20 protein-coding genes and 1 tRNA gene are annotated in these 19,542 nt (G+C 36.6%); 15 read left to right on the forward strand and 6 right to left on the reverse strand.

Annotation, left to right across the window (positions count from 1 at the left end; all coding sequences use genetic code 11):
* Positions 1-3: 3 nt before the first annotated feature.
* The 10 genes from rpmA to KBF89_02790 all read left to right on the forward strand — a co-directional run bounded on the left by rpmA (position 4) and on the right by KBF89_02790 (position 7,536).
* Positions 4-303 (forward strand): 50S ribosomal protein L27, encoded by a 300-nt coding sequence (gene rpmA, locus KBF89_02745; protein MBP9115240.1) that lies wholly within the window; start codon positions 4-6, stop codon positions 301-303.
* Positions 304-309: 6 nt separating this feature from the next.
* Positions 310-1,548: a GTPase ObgE gene (gene obgE, locus KBF89_02750; protein ID MBP9115241.1), complete on the forward strand. Its 1,239-nt coding sequence runs from the start codon at positions 310-312 to the stop codon at positions 1,546-1,548.
* Positions 1,545-2,453 (forward strand): glutamate 5-kinase, encoded by a 909-nt coding sequence (gene proB, locus KBF89_02755; protein MBP9115242.1) that lies wholly within the window; start codon positions 1,545-1,547, stop codon positions 2,451-2,453. The genes obgE and proB overlap by 4 nt, the downstream gene beginning before the upstream one ends.
* 174 nt (positions 2,454-2,627) lie before the next feature.
* On the forward strand, positions 2,628-2,882 hold the full coding sequence (locus KBF89_02760; protein MBP9115243.1) for a helix-turn-helix domain-containing protein: 255 nt from the start codon (positions 2,628-2,630) through the stop codon (positions 2,880-2,882).
* Positions 2,883-3,036: 154 nt separating this feature from the next.
* Positions 3,037-3,624 carry a hypothetical protein gene (locus KBF89_02765; GenBank protein ID MBP9115244.1) on the forward strand — a complete coding sequence of 196 codons (588 nt, stop codon included), beginning with the start codon at positions 3,037-3,039 and terminating at the stop codon, positions 3,622-3,624.
* Positions 3,625-3,634: 10 nt separating this feature from the next.
* Positions 3,635-4,909 carry a glutamate-5-semialdehyde dehydrogenase gene (locus KBF89_02770; GenBank protein MBP9115245.1) on the forward strand — a complete coding sequence of 425 codons (1,275 nt, stop codon included), beginning with the start codon at positions 3,635-3,637 and terminating at the stop codon, positions 4,907-4,909.
* A gap of 89 nt (positions 4,910-4,998) precedes the next feature.
* Positions 4,999-5,523 carry a nicotinate-nicotinamide nucleotide adenylyltransferase gene (locus tag KBF89_02775; GenBank protein MBP9115246.1) on the forward strand — a complete coding sequence of 175 codons (525 nt, stop codon included), beginning with the start codon at positions 4,999-5,001 and terminating at the stop codon, positions 5,521-5,523.
* A gap of 54 nt (positions 5,524-5,577) precedes the next feature.
* Entirely contained in the window at positions 5,578-5,991 is a 414-nt protein-coding gene (gene rsfS / locus KBF89_02780) for a ribosome silencing factor (protein ID MBP9115247.1), read from the forward strand.
* 128 nt (positions 5,992-6,119) lie between these two features.
* Positions 6,120-6,335: a DUF378 domain-containing protein gene (locus tag KBF89_02785; protein MBP9115248.1), complete on the forward strand. Its 216-nt coding sequence runs from the start codon at positions 6,120-6,122 to the stop codon at positions 6,333-6,335.
* Between the two features lie 79 nt (positions 6,336-6,414).
* Positions 6,415-7,536: a Gfo/Idh/MocA family oxidoreductase gene (locus KBF89_02790; GenBank protein MBP9115249.1), complete on the forward strand. Its 1,122-nt coding sequence runs from the start codon at positions 6,415-6,417 to the stop codon at positions 7,534-7,536.
* Positions 7,537-7,794: 258 nt separating this feature from the next.
* On the opposite strand, the gene KBF89_02795 is transcribed toward KBF89_02790, so the two are convergent.
* Positions 7,795-8,043 (reverse strand): hypothetical protein, encoded by a 249-nt coding sequence (locus KBF89_02795; protein MBP9115250.1) that lies wholly within the window; start codon positions 8,041-8,043, stop codon positions 7,795-7,797.
* Positions 8,044-8,162: 119 nt separating this feature from the next.
* On the opposite strand from KBF89_02795, the gene KBF89_02800 reads away from it, so the two are divergent.
* Positions 8,163-8,630: a hypothetical protein gene (locus KBF89_02800; protein ID MBP9115251.1), complete on the forward strand. Its 468-nt coding sequence runs from the start codon at positions 8,163-8,165 to the stop codon at positions 8,628-8,630.
* 19 nt (positions 8,631-8,649) lie between these two features.
* Here the strand turns inward: KBF89_02800 and KBF89_02805 are convergent, their stop codons facing one another.
* Positions 8,650-11,739, reverse strand: coding sequence for a peptidoglycan-binding protein (locus KBF89_02805; protein ID MBP9115252.1), 3,090 nt, complete (start codon positions 11,737-11,739; stop codon positions 8,650-8,652).
* A gap of 108 nt (positions 11,740-11,847) precedes the next feature.
* Between KBF89_02805 and KBF89_02810 the strand changes: the two genes are divergently transcribed.
* From KBF89_02810 to KBF89_02825, 4 genes are all read left to right on the forward strand, one after another.
* Complete coding sequence (locus KBF89_02810) at positions 11,848-12,939, forward strand: hypothetical protein (protein MBP9115253.1); 1,092 nt, start codon at positions 11,848-11,850, stop codon at positions 12,937-12,939.
* Between the two features lie 43 nt (positions 12,940-12,982).
* Positions 12,983-14,572 carry a hypothetical protein gene (locus KBF89_02815; protein ID MBP9115254.1) on the forward strand — a complete coding sequence of 530 codons (1,590 nt, stop codon included), beginning with the start codon at positions 12,983-12,985 and terminating at the stop codon, positions 14,570-14,572.
* 238 nt (positions 14,573-14,810) lie between these two features.
* Positions 14,811-16,085 (forward strand): O-acetylhomoserine aminocarboxypropyltransferase/cysteine synthase, encoded by a 1,275-nt coding sequence (locus KBF89_02820; GenBank protein ID MBP9115255.1) that lies wholly within the window; start codon positions 14,811-14,813, stop codon positions 16,083-16,085.
* 89 nt (positions 16,086-16,174) lie between these two features.
* Positions 16,175-16,846 carry a hypothetical protein gene (locus KBF89_02825; protein ID MBP9115256.1) on the forward strand — a complete coding sequence of 224 codons (672 nt, stop codon included), beginning with the start codon at positions 16,175-16,177 and terminating at the stop codon, positions 16,844-16,846.
* On the opposite strand, the gene KBF89_02830 is transcribed toward KBF89_02825, so the two are convergent.
* The 4 genes from KBF89_02830 to KBF89_02845 all read right to left on the reverse strand — a co-directional run bounded on the left by KBF89_02830 (position 16,843) and on the right by KBF89_02845 (position 19,425).
* Positions 16,843-17,826, reverse strand: a complete 984-nt coding sequence (locus KBF89_02830; GenBank protein ID MBP9115257.1) for an LD-carboxypeptidase — start codon at positions 17,824-17,826, stop codon at positions 16,843-16,845. The genes KBF89_02825 and KBF89_02830 overlap by 4 nt on opposite strands.
* Before the next feature lie 29 nt (positions 17,827-17,855).
* Positions 17,856-18,065 carry a hypothetical protein gene (locus KBF89_02835; protein ID MBP9115258.1) on the reverse strand — a complete coding sequence of 70 codons (210 nt, stop codon included), beginning with the start codon at positions 18,063-18,065 and terminating at the stop codon, positions 17,856-17,858.
* Between the two features lie 36 nt (positions 18,066-18,101).
* A complete protein-coding gene (locus tag KBF89_02840) occupies positions 18,102-19,328 on the reverse strand; it encodes an MFS transporter (protein MBP9115259.1) in 1,227 nt (408 codons plus the stop codon).
* Between the two features lie 23 nt (positions 19,329-19,351).
* Positions 19,352-19,425: transfer RNA gene (locus KBF89_02845), tRNA-Ala, on the reverse strand.
* Positions 19,426-19,542: the final 117 nt, after the last annotated feature.

Consider the following 19,542-nt stretch of genomic DNA (forward strand, 5'->3'; position numbering starts at 1 on the left):
ATAATGTCAAAGAAAAAAGGTGCTGGTTCCGTTAAGAACGGTCGCGATTCGAATGCACAACGATTAGGTGTAAAACTTTTTGGTGGAATGTTAGCTAAGGGTGGATCTATAATTGTCCGTCAACGTGGAACTAAGTTTCATCCTGGTCGTAATGTTGGTATTGGTAAAGACGATACTTTGTTTGCAAAAGCTGAAGGATTGGTTAGCTTTACAGAACGTAAAGGTAAAAAGACTGTAGACGTTATTCTTGTTGAAGATAATTCGGATGTAAAAACCAAAGCAAAATCTGACGCAAACGCATAAATAATCTTGAGCGAGTTTGTTGATAGCGTTCAGCTAAATGTCCATGCCGGAAAAGGTGGCAATGGCGCTATGTCATTTCGTCGAGAAGCACATGTCCCTGAAGGTGGTCCTGACGGTGGCGATGGTGGTAATGGTGGCAGTATAATAATCCAGGCCGATCACGGATGTGTTTCACTTTTTCCATATAGAGATCATCCTCATGTTAAAGCAAAAAATGGTGGTAATGGTGCCGGCAAAAAAATGCACGGTAAAACTGGCGAAGATACAATTGTTAAAGTTCCACAAGGTTCAATTGTTACCACTTTTGAAGGTGAACCTCTTGCTGACCTGATCAATCATGGCGATAAAATTATTATTGCTAGGGGTGGTCGAGGTGGTAAAGGTAATGCACGGTTTAAAAATAACACCACTAAGGCTCCCGCTTTTTCGGAAAAAGGAGAAGATGGCGATGAGTTCTGGTTAAATCTTGAATTAAAATTAATGGCAGATGTAGCCCTAGTTGGTTTTCCTAATTCTGGAAAGTCGACTTTAATTTCTAGTATATCTGCGGCTAAACCAAAAATAGCCGATTATCCTTTCACGACTTTGGTGCCTAATCTCGGAGTAGTCAAACATGGTAGCCATAATTTTATTGTTGCAGACATTCCTGGTCTTATTGAAGGTGCCAGCGAGGGCAAAGGTTTAGGCTTTCAATTTCTAAAACATATAGAGCGTGCGCGCATTTTAGTTATACTTCTAGATTTAGCAGCTGTTGATGGAGTTGAACCACTAGAGCAAGAAGAAAAATTGCTTTTTGAGTTAGAGAATTATCGTCCAGAACTACTTGAACGACCTCGACTTGTAATCGGCTCAAAATCTGATGTTGCTGGGTTTGATTATGATGGTATTAAAATTTCGGGTGTAACTCGTGATGGACTAGATAATTTTCTAAATATTTTGGGTTCCATGGTTGAAAAAGCACGTGAAGATGTACCTATTAGTGAAAGTTATGTTGTACACACACCAGTAGCACAGGGTTTTCGGGTTGAACGTGAGGGTGATAAAGAATTTCGGATAGTTGGCAAATCTATTGAAAGAATTATTTCTATGCATGATTTGTCAAATGAAGAAGCATTGAGTTACATACAACAAAAATTTGTTAAAATGGGAGTTGAGAAAGCAATACGACGGGCAGGTGTCGGAATCGGTGATATTGTTCGTGTTGGAAATTTTGAATTTGAGTACTCCGAAGGGGAACTTTTGTGAACGAACTAGAAAAGCCACTTATCGTCATTAAAATTGGTTCTTCTTCGATAGTCAAACACGAGGGTAACAATACTGATATTGATTTAAATAAAATTTCTGGATTGTGTAAATCTATTAATGAATTGAGAGATAGTGGTCACAGAGTCATATTGGTTTCATCTGGAGCCGTAGCTGCTGGTACTCACATAGTTGGAATAGAAAGACCCAAGAGTAATGATTTAAAAGGTTTGGCTGCCTGTGCTGCTATAGGTCAACCACAACTGATGACTTTATATTCTAAATTCGCTAAAGAATTAGGCTTTATCTTTGCGCAAGTTTTATTAACAAGATCCGATTTTCATGACCAGGATGCTCTTGACTATTTGGAAAGAACTTTTGAATCACTTTTTGAACTCGGTGTTGTCCCACTGGTAAATGAGAATGATGTCGTTAGCAATAGAGAGTTAAATTTTGGTGATAATGATGGTATTTCTGCATTAATCACAATCTTGTTAAAAGCAGATAAATTCGTTTTATTAACTGACCAGGAAGGTCTGTTAGATAAAGACCCGAACGAACATGATGATGCAAAATTAATTGAAGATATAGACGTTTATCTGCCTTCAATGGTTGATCAACATGCTTCGATGAGCGAGTATGGCAGTGGTGGTCACGGTACTAAAGTTGCAGCAAGCGATTTGGCAACTTACGCTTGTGCGGATTTAGTGGCCCATATTGCAAATTCAAAAAAAGCAGATTCGATAGTAAATATTCTTAATAGCACCGAAAAGTCTACACGTATTAAAGCGAAAAATACTGGATTATTATCACCTATTGAGGCATATGAAATATTTGGTGAACTTGAAAAAGGCCGACAAGAAGGTCGCCCATATATTTCTGTTGCTGATTTAGTTAATCAAAAGTGATAGTCGCGATAAGTTTGATAGTCGTCATTTTGAGTTTATTCGGAGTCATAGTGACCGAAGTCAAAGGGTGTTCAACAAATTATATTTCGAAATACTTGCAATTAGCCAGAATCTCTACAATGATGCGAGTAGAATTTTTTCTAATATAATATTTAATAACAGGAGATATATAAAATGCCAAAATACGATCGGACAACTTTACTCAAAGATCTAACTTCTGATTCTCCAGCCGCTGTAAAAAAATTGCTTCGTACTAGCGATATCGCATTATTGTTCCAAGTATCCGAAAGAACAGTTGCGGAGTGGGCAAGACGTGGAAGAATACCTAGTGTTCGTACACCTGGAGGCCATCGTCGTTATCCTAGTGAACAAATTGTTAGTTTGCTTCGTGAGGCTGAATTAGCTGGAGAAGGTTCTTCAAATAACTAATTCAAAAATAATTTATTACATGAATGCCTAAATATAAATATAAATTCTTCCTATTCGTATTATTCGTTTAAAAGAAATTTTTCTTTCTCTAAACTGAAAAAGATGCTTTACGCTACCATTTTTATAGCCGATAATAATATGGAGAGGAGTTTTCATGAAGAGAATTTTTAGTAAATTATTTGGTGTAGGTGTAATTGTCCTTGGACTTTTTACAGCAGTTTTTGTGTGGAAAAAAAATACTGAATCAAGTGAAGTCAATTTCGTAGATGAGCTAGTTTCTAGTGTTTCGGGTTTACGTGAATGGAATAGTGCGTTATCTCGAGAAATTGTACGATCTCATAGAGATGCAAGAGATGTGTGCGTAGCTGTTGTAAGTGTTGAGTCCTCTGTTGAAAGAATAAATAGTGAATGGTTAAGAGATGTTGAAGTTGAATTCGTGAAATCAGTCCGTGGATCAGATCTACTCGCACATAATAGCAATGGTGAATTCTATTTATTATTTCCTGAAGCAGGCTTAGATGAAGGTTATGAAGCTATCGAGCGCATGAAAGGGTCTTTACCACAAGACACCATCATTAATGCTTCAGTGGCAGTTTGGGATCATTGTGAAACTGCTAGTGAATTAATGTCAAGATCTATAAATACTCTGCAGTCGGAAAAAAAGAATGTTTCTTCAAAGATTATTGTTAGTGAAGCACCTGTTAATGTAGCTCCGGTCACAGTTAAATCAAAAATCATGTAATAATATATAGATGAATTTAGAAAAGAAGTTTGAATCTGCTAAAAATGCATCTTTAGTGATGCGTAGTATCGATTCTTTAAAAAAGATTGAGTTGATTAAATCAGTCGTTGACCACGTCGGCAAACATTCAGATAAAATTATTTCTACTAATCGAATTGAATGTGAGAATGCTAAAAAAAATGGTTTAACAGACTCACAAATAGACAGACTATTTCTTGACCAGCAAAGAATTGATGCAATGATGCTAGCAGGTAGGAATGTTGCAGAATTAGATGATCCAGTTGGAGAAGTTTTAGAAACATTTTTTGGTGCTAAAAATATTGAGATAAAAAAAGTTCGAGTGCCTATGGGTCTTGTTGCAGTAATTTATGAAAATCGACCTAATGTCACATTAGATGCCGTGTGTATTGCTTTAAAAAGTTCAAATGCGGTTATTCTAAGAGGATCTTCTAGTGCACATGAAACAAATACAGAAATAATTCTTGCAATTAAAGAAGGTATCAGTGCTATTGGTTTAGATGAAAATATTGTTTCATTTATCGACGACCCTTCTCATGAGAGTGCGATTGCATTAATGCAAGCAAAGGGTTATGTCGATGTACTTATACCCAGGGGCGGTCCTTCTCTGATTAACTCTATTGAAACTAATGCAACGGTACCTTACGTCATTGACGGTGCTGGTAATTGCCATGTATACGTCGATTCAAAAGCTGATATATCTATGGCATTAGATATTGTTATTAATTCAAAAACACAACGTACAAGCGTTTGTAATGCATGTGAATCTTTAGTCGTTCATAATGATATTGCACAGGAATTTATTCCAATGATTGTCGATAATCTTTTTGAAGCTGGTGTATTGATCCATGGTGATAAAAAATCGTGCGATATTATTTCTGAATGTTCTGAACAGGCTATGGGAGCTACAGGTTCATTGATATTAGCAACTGAAGAAGATTTTGCGAAAGAGTATTTGGGTTTAGAGATATCAATTATCGTTGTCGAAAGTCTCAGTGATGCAATCGAACATATAAACAAGAATTCAACTGGTCATACAGAATCTATTGTTACAAGTGATTTATCAAATGCACAACAGTTTATGAATGGTATTGAATCTGCTGTGGTAATGCATAATACCTCAACACGTTTTACCGATGGTGAACGTTTTGGTTTTGGTGCAGAGATAGGAAATTCAACTCAAAAACTACATGCTCGTGGACCTATGGCTTTAAAAGAATTAACTACTTATCAATATAGAGTTAGTTCTAATGGTGAAACGGTATAAAGGTGATTTTGACCAATCCATAGAAATATCAATGTTATCAGCATTTAAATTGGTTAGCCAATAATTTGATTAAGAACTAGAATTAGTTTATGAGAATTGGTATATATGGAGGTACTTTCGATCCTATACATTTTGCTCACCTACATGCAATCGCTTATGCGTTCGAAAACGCAAAACTAGATTTATGTCGTGTGATCGTGGCGCGGGACCCTTGGCAGAAACCAGAAGTCAAAGCTGACGCACAAAAACGATTCAGATGGACTCAACTTGGTGTCGAAGAATTTTTTCCCGATAATAAAAATATTATTGTTGATGATTGTGAAATAAAAAGAGATGGGAATACATACACAATAGATACAATAAATGAATTGAAACATAAGTATCCTAATGACGATTTAGTTTTAATTGTTGGTGATGATATTCCAGAAAATTTTAATACTTGGAAGGATCATGACCAGATAATAAAATTGTGTGAATTATTTATAGTGTCAAAATCTATAATGCCAATTTCTTCAACTTATATAAGAAAACAATTATTAGAAGGCAAGACAGTACGCGCTTTAATACCTAAGAGCATAGAAAATGATATTATATTAAATAATTTCTACACATAAGTATTCAAGTAGCCGATAATATTGATATATTAGTTACAAATTTTAGAGGAGTAAATAATAGATAATTTTGAAGGTATATTAAAAGCTGATCGTGATTTAATCGAGATCATTGTTAGTGCTGCCCAAGATAAAAAAGCCCAAAGTATTCAAGTATATGACGTAGGTAATATTATTGGTATTGCTCAGTACTTTGTTGTTTGTTCTGCAAATAATGACCGTTTAGTATCAACAATTGTAGATTCAATTTTGCGTAAAGCTCGTGAAGGTTCGTATCATAGTGTCGGCCTTGAAGGTGACAAACAAAAAGAGTGGGTTCTAATCGATTTCGGCTCCATAGTTGTTCATGTTTTTCTTAATGATATTCGCGAATACTATCGTATAGAACGATTGTTCAAAGATTGTAAAAAGTATAGTTTCGAATCTGAGCAAATACAAAAAGGTGATGAAGAATCTATAGTTGCATATTAGAAAATTTGTAGCTTCCACTATATACCTATTAACAAAAAAATGTTGCAGTATCTTGCAAGCACGCAACGAATATTATTTGCTTTTATATAGAGTTGTGTCGATAATAAAGATAACCGAAGGAGGTTATCATGAAAACAGATATGTTAAACAAACTTGTTACATTACTGTTGGTTATCGGCGGACTTAACGTGGGTATAACTCAAGTTACGAAAACCAATTACTTAGAAAAACTATTAGGAGGAGGCACAACATTACCAGGTGTGCTCTATGTCATAATTGGCGTAGCTGCATTACTGGGCTTGTACCATTTGCTTGATGAAACAATGCATCACAGCACCCACTAATAGATACCATCCATTCAATTATGACCTCGAGAAATCGGGGTCATTTTTTATGCTTATTATTTTATATTAGACTCAGAAAATGGAAAAATTGCGGATAGGAATTATTGGAACTGGAATAGGTCTGCGACAAATTGCGCCGGGTTTTTTAAAAACTGGTCAAGTGGAAATTACTGCAGTTAGCGGAAGTAGCATCGATCGTACACTTCTACATGTTCAAGAAAGTGCTATTGCTGGAAACAATGGTGTTGAATCAAATGATCTTTTAGTCACAGACGATTTTAAAAAAGTTTGTGATAGTAACGATGTAGATCTAATATGTGTAACGACACCTAATGAATTCCATATTGAACAAATGGCGTATGCCTTAAATACTGACAAGCATATTCTCTTAGAAAAGCCAGTAGGTATGACTAAGCGAGAAACTGAAGACTTGGTAAAATTGCAAGGTAGCAAAAATCGTTTAGTAGTGGTCGATCATCAACTCCGTTTTAATCCTTATTTTGTGAAAATAAAGAAGCTAATAGAACACGGCAATATAGGGAAACCATATTATATTTCTATAAACCATGCTTCTCCCTGGATCATGGATAATAAACATGATTATTTATGGTCATTAGATAAAGAACTTGGTGGGGGTGTGAGACTTGCTTTGGGTATTCATCTCATAGATCTGGTTCGGTTTTTTCTTGGGTGTGAACCATATGCTGTTAGCGCAACATTGAATAATATTTTTTATACATACAATCCTATAGGATCAAAAGAATTTAATTCCCAGGTTTCTCTTTATTTTTCTGCTAATTTAAATTTTCCAGAATGTGATGTTGTTCTATCTAATAGTGCTGTCTCGCATAGCGGTTATCAATTCGATATGATGATCCGCGGAGATCAGGGTGAGATTGGCTTTAATCTAAAAGATAATGCCATATTTTATAAAAATAATAAAGACGGAGAAAAAATTATTAGTGATGATGCGACAAAAGAATATGACTTGCTCGGTGGAAATACAATATTCTGGAACTCATTCACATATTACGCACAAATTATTGTTGATGCTATACAAAATGGCGATAATAAAATAGTAAATGCTTCAGGCTTGGATGATGCAATTAAAAATATGACAGTACTTGATGCAATGATGACATCTAGCCAAAATGGTACTCGCGAACTATTAGGTGAATGGCCAAAAAATCAATATTCTTAAAATATTAGTGAATAGATTTATTCTTTGTGCTTTTAAAAGTTATTAAAAGAGAAGTATAAATAATCGATGCCACCATGCCCAAAATAAAACTTAAAATTGAATTGATATTGGTTAAAGTTTCATAAATGATAGTTAAAAAGAAAAGTGAACCAAACTATGCCAGAAACATATGTTCTTTCAATGAAGAAAGGTAGTAGTAAATTTATAACAAAATTCACAATGTGATTCTAATTTAATTTATGGATAACTTAATAAGCTCTAGAAACCTATTCCAATTGTAGCTGGTGGCGGAACCGATGTTGTTATAGTTGTCATTTGTGGTTCATCTAATGGCTGACCAATGGTTGGTGAGCTCATAGTGACAGCTGGTGTATTAGGTTGGCGGCCTATCGGTGTTGGTGCCTCAGATGTTTGACCACCTAATACAAAAAATCCGCTACAACCACCTAATAACATGCTCAAAGCGGTTGGAGCTACTCTTTGCAAATTTTTCTTTAACTTAGACATATAATACCTCTCTTAGAAACACCCTTATTAGTGCAATTATGGACAAATAGCAAATAGCGGATATAGACGCTTTTTGTGTTATAATTCATGTATAAATAAATCGTTAAGGAGAATATTTTATGACTGATAATAAAGATAATTCTGATGTAGCTGACATTGATTCATCTAATGACTATCGTGATCTATTCAAAAAGTACCCTGCTTTGCACGATATGTATCTTGAATTATTGTGCAATGTTCCTCTTGATGACAAACTCTTGGATTTTATAGATAATGTATTCTTGACACTACAGTCTCGTTTAAACTTTGATCCTGGTGATTATCAGGGAGCTACCCCTGATGATCTAACGAATGCTATAAAACCTGAATACATCTATTTGTGTAAACACCTTTTGACCGTGGATAAATCAGTTATTGGTGAATTTGTAAAATCTGGATTATTAGATCTTAATGGTATCTATAAAGAAATAACAGGGGATGATTCAAATCCAGACGATATCCAAAAAGCAATAACTAATCTAGGCGAGGAGCGCGGTATCTCTGCACTCATTAATCCTGTGCCAGGTAGCCCAGGACTAGGTATATAAGGATTTTTTAGTTCTTAATTTAGCAACCGACCGAATTAAGTAATGCGCTACTTTTAGGGCTAGTGGGAGTTCTTAGGAAACTTGCAGTTTCATTTCCTGGCCTGTTGAGAAAATCGGTAAGAGGACTTTCAAGAGGAGTTTCTCCATTTTTGTAACCTGCTAACGCCCTTCTTGATGTTCTGGTTAATCTACATGCATTGCCATTGGCAGTTGACACTGCCAATAGTGGAGCTTGTGTCTCTGGTAATCCCACGCTGTTCGCACCTGGTATTTGTCCACCAGTTATTAGTTCTGAGAAAGTTGTACTAGTACCTATAAATGTACTGTTTCCTATAAACGAGGCACCGGGTTGTTTCGATTTGCCAACAACGTCCGGGCCACCTTGGTCTGATGGAAATAAATCAGCCTTTGAGCCATCAGGGTTGGTACAAGTATCATTTATGACATAGGCAGTTCTTATTTCAAACCATTGTTCTTCTCCATCATTTCTTCCACCTCCATTGGCAGTTGCCTGTACATTACATTCTGCTGTAATAACCTTTTCAGTCATTACAGGGCTAGGATCATTTGAGTATTCATGGAAAGTTAATTCTAACCTAAAATTTGTATTGTTAATATTTTCATCTTGAGCTATAGGTTTACTATTTATTATATCTCTAATGGCTGACATAGCTTTGTGCATATTTTGCTTCGCGTAGCCAGGATTAGATTCATCAAGAAATGCGGTGTGGCCAGGATATTGGTAACGTCCTTGGCTAGCAAGCCTTGCATCCTTTTTATTTCCCTTGGCTATATGCCTAGCACTCCAATCGGTAAAATATGTACGACAGACCTTAAGCTTTCCGTTTGATGTTCGTTTGCCCTTTTTAGCTTCCACGCTTTGATAGATCGTAACTCCAACTAATTTTGGTGGATTTCTACACGCATCAGGAGAATCGTCATCTTTCTCATTCTCAGGTTTCCAGTCTGTTTCCGCCGCTGGTTTAGTCCGAGGAGGTGTTTCTGTTATTACGGGAGGATTAGGATTTTCTATGGGTGGTGGCGTGGGGTATGGTTCTGGTTCTGGTTTTGGTTCTGGATCAGGTTTTGGGGTAGGATCAGGTTTTGGGGTAGGATCAGGAGTAGTGTCTATTCCGCCTTCGCCGTAAACGTCGTAAGTTGGATTATTTTTAGGTGGCGCTGGTGCTGGTTTTACTCTAGGTTTCTTCTTTACTTTAGGTTCTTGTTCCTTTTGTCGCGCCCGTTCTAAAGTGTCAATTTGTTCAGGGGTTGTACCCAGCCATGCGCTAGTTACTTTACCAACATCACCATCTACTTTTATTCCAACTTTTTCTTGGAAGCCTTTAATAGCATCGATTGCTTCAACGCCTTCAGTGATTGGGAAACCATGTACGGCTAGTCTTCGATTGATATATTCATTTTGAATATCTTCTGGAGGTCTGTCCAGCTGGGCGCGAGTTTTAGGGCCGATATCGCCATCTGGTTCTAGTCCAGCTTTTTCTTGGAAACCTTTAATAGCATCGACGTCTGGCGATCCATTACTTCCTGTCGGAAAACCTTGATCCCCAAGCCGTGCTACATCAATTTCTGCTCTAGTGGGAGGTGGTGGTATTTGTGGCGCAGGTTGGGCTGTTCTTGGTTGAGCTGTTTGTGGTTGAGCGATAGATGTTCCATCTCGACCCGATGGGCCTTCTGCTAGTTTCGCTCGAGTCTGAGGGCCAGCCTTACCGTCTACTTGCAGTCTGTGGTTTCTTTGGAAAAATTTTATTGATCGTGTATATGCTGCTAAATCATTTCCTCCACCCAAAATATTAAAATCGCCGAGTTTCCATTGGACCCATGGGTCGATCCCAGTACCGTTTGCAGCAGGAGCTTGTGATGAAGTTGTTGCACTACTAGCTGCTTTGGCTTGATCAAGTGCTGCTTGAGTATTTTGGCCAACTATACCGTCTTGTGGTAGTCCAGCATCTTCTTGGAATCTTTTTACTATATCAACTTCTTCTTGAGTGGGTGGTGTACCAGGTGTAGCTGACGGCTTAGAAGCTGGAGCAGGAGCAGGAGCTGGAGCATCAGTATTAGCAGCTGCAGCTTCAGCAGCTTGAACCCTTGCAGCACCGGCCTGTCTAATTAACGTTTCTAAAGCTTGTACAGTTTGAGGGTTAGGGTTTGGTGCACTCTGTGAAGGTACTAATTGTCCCTCAGGTGGAATGACATTACTAACCCGATTTGAGACATTTTGCAAATCCCCCAAGGTGCGGGCACCCGTATCAAGTTCTTGACCGCCACTATCTTTTGCCAATTTGTATAGTCTGTCTACTTCCTCTCGGTCAATTCTGGCGTTACCGTTTTTCGGAAGACAAACAGCGCTAGCTTGACTGGCGCATTCTTGACTGGCTAAGGCTTCTGATGACGGACCAGGAGGTCCTTGGTCAAAAACAGTTTGTGCATCAGCAAGCATAGCGCCAGTTAAAACAAGCGGCGCGGCAAGAGCTGTTGCTCCAGCCGCTGGTGCAGCAGCTACTACTGGTGCGGCACCAACAATTGTTTCAGTGAGTCCTGGCACAGCCGCTGGTGATCCCTCGAATCCCTTATCCGGGTGGTTCGCTTCATAACTACTTGGATCCACTAAGGGATAAGGCGTTTCGGTTTCGTGATAACTTCCTGGGTCTTCAGGAGGATCAATTACTAGGCCACCTGTGACTGGCTTATTTCCAGTGTCCTGAGGTATTGTTCCTGTATATGGTCCTTTGTGGCCAAGCGCCGCATTTGTTTCCTCTACTGTTTGTGGAGCTCCATCGGATTCATAAACCATAATTGTCTCAGCATTAGGTTTAGGGTTTGGATTAGGGTTTCCAGCGCTAGCTACCGGTGGGCCTTGTTGTGTTACAGATTCTAGAGATGTTTCGGATGCGCTAGCTGGGGAAGCTGTTACTGTATTGACACCAGCTAAACCTGAGGCAACAACGGTAACTGCTGTTACTGTTTTGCCTGCAGTATCCGCTAGCTTTCCAGTTCGTAATCCGGAAGCTGCAACCGCTGAAGTAATACCGTCACCTTGTGCTAAATCTTTTAATGCGCTTCTTTTCAATTTCCTTGTATGTTTAGACATGGTGAATAAGTTACTAAATATATATGTAATTAGTCAAATCACGTTGAAAGCAACATTGACCACAAATAGTATTTATAGTACGATAGTGTATTCAAGGATGAGGCTTATATGACATATACAGATAGAAATCGATATTCAAGATTATTTGAGTGTGCTCCAGAACTTAAACGTGCCTCTAATTTTGTGGCAGATAATAAAGAACAAATACCACTAGAAGTACAGAAAGCATTTCAAGAATTATTAATTAAACTTGATTCTCTTCTAACCGAGAAAAATAACTTAAAAGAACCTATTAATGACTGTAATATAGCATATAGCTCATTGTTAGCAGAAATAATTAAAGCACAGCCACACGACAAATCAGGTATTTTAAATGGTTTTAAGGATGCCGGAATTTACCCTAGCCTGCGATCGGATTCACTGCAAAAAATAAAAGGTATACGCTTTTCTTTTAGAAATAGACGCTTAGCAAAAACTGCTCAAGCACAATCGTGGCAATCAAATATTCTTTCAGGATTATATCCCGGAAGATTATTGGCAAAAGATATAAAAGACAGAGGAATAAACGGCAATGTTCCAGTTACTGTAGGAGTTGCTACAGTTGTGATAGCAGCAACATTACTCTACCCGCACGCAGGTAACACTCCTGGCGTTAATACGGGTAGGGTAGCAGCTGAACAATTAGATGATGCCCGCGTAGCTGTTGGAGATCAAATTGAAACTGTTAACTCAAAAGCAACTATAGATCGTACGGAACTTGAAGCATTTAATGCTGACCTAAAAGAGGCCGATGAGAGAGCAAAGACCGATGCTTTAATTGACAAACTAATTGCTGAAAAACTTGCTGCAGAAGAATCTGCTAAAAGAGCTCATGATCAAAAAGTTAGGGCAGAAGAATCTGCTAGAAAAGCTAATGCTGAAAAACTTGCTGCAGAAAGTAGCCCTATACCTGTGAATGTTCCGACTGCTAAAGCGAACACTCCAAGTAGAAGTGGTGGTGCCTGTGCCAATTTGCCACCTGGTGTTAGAGAGTCATTAGAAGCTTGGTCCAAAAATGGTAAACTTCTAACTCCAGCGGAACAACGAAATGCAATAAATGCTTTCGAAAAAAATGGCACACCAAGACTTGCAAAAGCTCTAGGTGCTGGTGGAAGTCAAGTTAATCCTCAGCTAGTTCTAGCTTGCCTAAGCGTTAACTAATTCTGTTTTTGCCCTGAACTCACTTTGTTAAGCAGTATTGAATATGACTTTACTAGATAAATTAAGAAGAAAACCTAATAGTAAACCACATGGTGCTTTACTAGGAAACAACCCAAGTGAACAAGAATTATTAAATGAAATAAATTCTGAGAATCCTGATTTTCTAGCACTCAATGAATATTTTAGAAATGGTGGTGTTTTTACCGACCAGATAATTTTAGATTTGGCGAATGTTGATAACTTAAGAGATGGCTTCGGTTCTTATGCATTGCTTAACGACATTATTAAGATACGCTTTGTCATTGATCCAGTCGACGGCCTTAACCAAGAGTTAAAAAAATTAGCAAAACAACTAATACCAATTTTAGTTGAAAGAGGATATTCGACTTCTTTATTGCTTTTTTTAGATGGTGGAATTTTGCCAGATGATAATCAGATAATTACTTTGATTCAAAAAGACAAGATAAATCTTATTGTGCGCTATTTAGAAAAGACTTCTAAGCAACTTACACCAGACCAATTTGAAGCAGCTAAACAGAGTACATATTCTGAATTATACTTATCGACCAATGTAAAAAATGGCTATAGGTATACGCAAACACAATTAACTAGCTTTGTAGACCTTGCAGTTGAAAATAAGACGCGAGAATCTAGTCTGATCTTTGCACTTGGTAAATATCAGGCGGAAGATTTCAGCGCTCAAGCGCTAGCTACTTGTGTAAATAGTAACTCTGCTTGCCTTGTTTTTCTCGCAGTAAGAATCTTTGAAGCCGGTGCTTTGTGTAGCGACGAGATGAAAGTAAAATTACTTACAAATGCAAATGCAAATAAATTCAGTGCTCTAACTTCTGTTCTTAAATGCGATATTGTGCCACACGACCAAAAGCCAACATTTAGCGATGCTGAAATAGAACAACTTTTTGTTGACCTAAGTGATAGCAGCTCCGCGGGGAGCCTCTTAGCGCAAATTGCAATAAACCAAGATAGAAATAGAAATGCAATAATTTCAAAATTAATTGCATGTAAAAAATTACATGGTGTAGAAGATAAAATTACAGGAAATTTAATAGATCCTAATACCGGCGACATATTAGTAAAACAAGGACGTCAATCATATAGAAGACTTGCCTATGTAGCACTAAATGAAATTGCTGCATTTAAACCAGAATGTTTATATCCATTCAAATCTGATTTATTGAACCAACCATCAAGCAATACGGGAAATTTAAGGGTATTATCAACTGCTGTAGAGCACGGACTGATAATAACTGGTGATGAAAAAAAACTTATACAAAATAAATTATCCAACTCTTTAAATATACTTTCAGTAAATGTATCAGAAAAACGGTTTGATGAGGCAGAATTCCCAGTTAATTATCCTTATTATTTGTGTCAGATACTGGAAAACGCAGTTACCCAAAGTAACTTAACTTTCGATGACGCGGAAGTAGATTTGCTTTTGAAAAATTTTGCTCATGGACAAGTTAATTTACTCAAAGCACTTTGTACACGAGATCATCCTTTTACAGAGCCACAAATAAATATTATGAAAAGCAATTATCTTCTTCGAAGTTTCATGAGTTTACATGCGAATCTACAGACCTCAGCAGTTACACCAGTTGTAGGTTTATAGAAAGCCAATAACTCCCAAAGCGTAAATCTTGACATTAATTATCAAAAGAACTAACATCTAAAATATATTATGAATTCGAAAAATGACAGTTGCTTAACTATTAATAGCAATTTTTGTATGTCACAAAATATAAATATGCCCCGCTAATTGGGCATCTTACTTTCAAACTCACTTTTTATATCAATTTATTTTTTAAAGAATAATTCATTTCGAATTAAACCATTCAAGGAGAAAAACAATGACAAACCATTTTGAAACAAAAGCAATACATTCTGGTTACGAGCCAGACAGCAATACACTTTCTAGAGCTGTACCAATATATAGAACTAATTCTTATGTATTTAACAACACAGAACACGCCGCCAATTTATTTAGCCTAAAAGAATTAGGCAATATTTATACTCGAATAATGAACCCGACCCAAGACGCATTAGAAAAGCGAATTGCTGATTTAGAAGGGGGAGCCGCAGCCTTAGCTTTGGCCTCTGGAACTTCAGCAATTTTCTATTCAATAATAAATATTTGTAAACATGGTGATGAAGTTGTTGCTGCAAGCAACCTATATGGTGGAACACACGTGCAGCTTAATAATATTTTGCCTCAGTTTGGGATAAATACAAAATTTGTAGATGTTAAAGACTTATCTAGTTTTGAAAATGCTATTAACGAGAAAACCAGAGTGATCTTTATTGAAACAATTGGTAACCCTACTTTAGACGTTGCAGACATTGAAGGCATTAGCAAAATTGCTAAAAAGCATAACTTGCCACTTGTTGTGGACTCTACTTTTACTACACCATATTTATTAAACCCTATTGAACATGGTGCAAATATTGTAATTCACTCGCTCACGAAATGGATTGGTGGACAGGGTACTGGTATTGGTGGAATTGTTGTCGATGCTGGTAATTTCGATTGGACTGACAAGAAATTCGAACTGTTTAATGAGCCTGAAGCTAGCTATAATAATCTTCGTTTTGCTCACGATCTAGGACCCCTTAACCCGGTTGCATATATACTCAGGATGAGGCTAGTACCCCTAAGGAATTTAGGCGCCTGTATAGCACCAGATAATGCTTGGCTTTTCCTTCAAGGTTTAGAGACATTGGCTTTGAGAATGGAACGTCATTGTGAAAATACTTTGAAGGTTTCAAAGTGGTTAGAAAATCATCCTAAAGTTTCATGGGTAAAATATCCTGGTCTTGAAAGTGATCCTAACTTCGAGATCGCTAATAAGTATTTGCCAAAAGGTAAAGGTTCTGTAGTGGTATTTGGTCACAAGGATGGAAGAGATGGGGCAGAGAAGTTTATTAATAATTTGGAACTGTTCTCGCATGTTGCAAATGTTGGAGATGCAAAAAGTCTTGCTATTCATCCTGCCAGTACGACTCATAGCCAACTTTCGCAAGATACACAGCTAAGTTCAGGAGGATTAACTCCAGACCTAGTTAGGCTATCAATAGGTATTGAACATATCGATGACATACTCGCAGACTTAGAACAAGCTCTATAATTTCTATCGACTTTATTTGATATTTGTCCGTTATGTGCTATAGTGGACAAATGGGACTAGATAGATGGCATAGAACTAGAGTTTACGGAGTGGCATTCGCAACATTGTTCATAGGTAACTCGTTACAGTGTAAAAATGAAGCAAGTGTTATACCGCCTGTTAATCAACCTGTATCTCGAGCTGCGAAAGCAGAAATAAAGGCTATTACAAATCAAAAAAAAAGTTTTTCGGATCTTGATAATTGGTCACAAATTGATCTTTTCGAAAGCATGGACAGTAAACAGATTCTCCAAACTATAGAAAACAACAATCTAAAATTTACAAGTGATACAAATTGGATGTTAGTAAAAGCAGCTCTAAACGGACTTCAGCCTGATGATATAAGACATTTACTTAAGAATGGTTACTTAACTATTGATGATAACACTCATCCTATTATCAAGAGAATGGCAATTAATAATACTGTTTTAGATTCTGATGAATTGCGCGACTTAATAAAAGAAGGAAAAATTTATGTGCCATTTGGAAGTACAAATAAAGGGCATGATTATGACATAGATATAGGCATGGAAATGGAATTAAATCCTGAAGATATTGATGCTCTGAATAAAGCTGGTGTTATCGAAACCAACGATGTCAATAGCAAAACTTTCAATACTCCGCGGGATCCGTTTACAGCTAAAGAACTCAATGAAATGATTTGGGGAACTTATTCTGAAACAGAGCCACCACCCTCCCTATTTGGAGTTAGTTTTAATTAGACAGCCCTCAAAACTGTTAAATTTGAATCGAACTCCATATCAATACCTAGTGGAAATAATATATTATTTGTTTCGTGACCAAACAGGTTTGTTTTTACAAGACCAATATTTTTGTCGTATTTCTTATTTGCAATATTTAGTATTTCTTCTAAAGCTTCGTATAGAGAAATATGGTCGACATGGGTTTTGCATTCATAGTTTTCTTCATCAAATTCACTGAAACCTAAAATTACTCCATTTACATTTTTAAATAAATCTAGTTCTAGCAAACCGTAAAGTAATTTCAAAGTGTGTTCATTGCTTAATGTTGTTTCTAAAAGCAATATCAGATCTTTATCAACAAAACATTTATGACCCATCAATGCTGGAGTAGAACCTAAATGTCCACCCATAAGCTTTCCTCTAAAAGTAACGTTGTTAGATCTAAAATTATTCATTAGTGTCTTATTTCTTAAATCTTTTAGCTTATGACCACTATCTAGTTTGAAAGAAAAATTGTATGGGTCAAATAGGACTTTTTTATGTTGATCAATCAACCAATTTGGAAATGATTTGTATTCACTAATGTGCCAAACAACATCTAGCCCATGCATTGTAGGTAGTTTTGCTTTGCTAGAAACTAAGTTGATCAGTGCAGATGTATCCGAAAACCCTCCATACCATTTTGGATTTTCACAAATCAAGTCATAGTCAATATCGTACAACAACTGGTTAAAGTATGTCCCACCTCTTAAGGGCAAAACCAACTTTACATTTTCATCTAAAATTGCTTCGTGTAATGCTATGGCCCTATTCTGTATATTCTCAGCTGCACCTTTATAGTTAATCAAAAAATCTTGATTTGATTTAACTTCAAATCCAAGAATATTATAATACTGACTACCGCGTCTGATTCTTTCAAGTAATTCTGGTGTGTCTGTTGCATCAGAAAGTGAAACCAGACCAATTGTATCTCCGGGTTTTAAAGCTTGTATTTGCATATATCTATTTCCCTTCATAAAAACCCAGATTATAATTGTGCGAATAAATCAATTAGATATCCGTCTGGGTCTTTAATGATCGCGTACCGCTGGCCCCAAAAAGTATCCCATGGTTTCTTCTCGATATCGTAACCTTCATCTTCGCTCCCGAGTTCAGGAAAAGTGAAACCTAATAAAGTATAGAATTCAATAGTCTTTTGGAGATCGGCACTTTTTACACCAATGGCATCTACTCTCATTTTATCTCCTTAAAGCTTTCATATAGTTTAACTAGATTATATAGAATATTTTTTCCAAATTTTACTTATCATTAAAACGCTAATAAATATAATTATTGCGAACCCTAGCCAACTATATTCTGGCTTGTTACTTGCAAAACTTAAACCAACTATAGGCGCACTAAACATATAGAGAAATTTTGAAGAGAAACCAGACATTGACAGCATGGTTGCGCGGTTTGTTTCATTTGAAATATCACTAACTACTATTGTGAGATAGCTAACGAAAAGTGACGATGTAATAGTAAAAAGGCCTAGTACAATAACTATTGCACGTGGTGCCACAAAGTATATACCAGCACCTAAAAGAAGCATCACAACAGTTAGTATTCCATAATATTTAAATCCAAGATAGTTGCCTAATTTTTTGGCGACACTTGGTAGATAGTGATTAGAAATAATGCTTAATGTATAAATAACCGCAAAAAATATACTTATCCCCAATGGTGTATAACCAGCACGCTCCATGGATCCTTGAGGGAAAATTCCCCAGTCTGAAATAAAAGCAATTCCAGATAACAGTAAAATTGCAGGTATTAAATACCTATTAGTTTTGGATGCAAAAATTTTGAAAGAATCTTTTGTGTGTGTAAGTATTTTTATTTCAATACTTTCGCCACGTTGCTGATGATTAGTCAAAGTTAATGTCAACAGGAAGGCTACAAAACAAAATCCAGACATTAATAACCAACCTGCTTTATCGCTAAATCTGTATAAAACTCCTCCGACCAATGGTGAAATTATTAATCCAAAGTTCACAATCATTCTACATCTCGAATATATGAGAGCAAATATTTCACCAACTTTAGATTTATCTTTTTCTATTGCATAAATAGTGTCGTATAGTACAGCTTCTTGCGCACCTGTAATAAAAGCAATGCCGGTCTGTGTGATCATTTCAAAAATAATCATTTGCCATATATTCGTAATGAAAGCAAATAGACCAATCCCGATACTGAAGAGTAATAAACCTATTGCTAAAAAATGTTTTCTACCAATTTTATCAGCCATGTAACCTGAAGGTATATCCATAGAAATACCTATAATAAAACCAATAGTATGTACTAAAGCTATTTGCTCTGGTGCAACAATTTTTAAAAAATATACGTACCACATTCCCAACATGAACCAAAGCGAAGCAGCAAAATAGGTAAAGTATATGATTGAAATATTTTTGTTATGTAGATATGGCAAATGAAACATTGACTTTATGTAATTCTTCATTACCTGCCTCTATGATTATCTTGTGGAGCTGAAGGGATTTGAACCCTCGACTTCCGCCATGCCATGGCGGCACTCTAGCCAACTGAGTTACAGCCCCAGGAATAATTCATTCTAGCATTCGTATAATTACTTATCTAATAAAGTCGACAATAGTAAAGCTTATGCTAACAACAGTTAAATAATGTGTAATAGCAATAATTTATGTTCAATCATC

The organism is Acidimicrobiia bacterium, from assembly GCA_018057765.1.
Classification (GTDB): Bacteria; Actinomycetota; Acidimicrobiia; order IMCC26256; family JAGPDB01; genus JAGPDB01.